Annotated in this window: 1 protein-coding gene; it reads left to right on the top strand. The window is 40.9% G+C overall.

The window, feature by feature from the left end:
- On the top strand, positions 1-943 hold a 943-nt coding region (locus tag AC4GME_RS15110), incomplete at both ends, for a PDZ domain-containing protein (protein ID WP_490379684.1).

The following is a 943-nucleotide window of genomic DNA, read 5'->3' as shown; positions in this document are numbered from 1 at the left end:
GGATAAACAGAGCGATATTGCACTTTTACAGATAAAAACCGATAAAAAACTTGCGCAAATTGAACTTGCTAATTCCGATAAGTTACGTGTTGGCGATTTTGTTATTGCCATCGGCAACCCGTTTGGCCTGGGGCAAACCGTCACATCAGGTATTATTAGTGCGCTTGGGCGCAGTGGCCTTAATCTTGAAAACTTAGAAAATTTCATTCAAACCGATGCAGCTATCAACAGTGGCAATTCAGGTGGTGCATTAGTAAACCTAAAAGGGGAATTGATAGGTATCAATACTGCCATTTTAGGCCCTAATGGAGGCAATATCGGTATCGGATTCGCCATTCCGTCTAATATGGTTAATAACTTAACCCAACAATTATTACTGTACGGAGAGATCCGTCGCGGTATTTTAGGCATAAGGGGCGAAGAATTAACACCGGAGCTTGCCAAGACCTTTGCTTTAGATTCTGCACATGGTGCGTTTATAAAGCAGGTAGCCCCTAATTCGGCGGCAGAAGAAGCGGGACTTAAAGCGGGAGATGTTATTATCTCCATGAATGGCAGTACGATTAACTCCTTTGCTGAGTTACGGGCTAAAGTCGGTTCACTAAGTGCCGGCAAAGAGATTAAATTAGGCGTAATACAGGATGGTAAAACAGTTAACTTAACCGCGACACTGAAAGAGGCTCAAAAACCTAAAGTTCAAAATCAATCATTTCACCCTTCACTAGCAGGTGCAACATTAACCAATGTTGGTGAAAATAAAGGGGTAATAGTCACAAACGTCGCCCGAGATTCCATTGCACAGCATTATGGTCTACAGCAAGGCGATATTATTATTGGTATTAATCGCACGCGAATTAGTAATTTAAATGAATTAACAGAGCTTATTAAGACATCCCCAAAAATATTGGCTCTTAATATTCAACGAGATAAACGACGTTTATAT

It is taken from the genome of Psychromonas sp., assembly GCF_983033635.1.
Note: the sequence above shows the minus strand (reverse complement) of the source record. Positions and strands in the feature narration are given on the sequence as shown.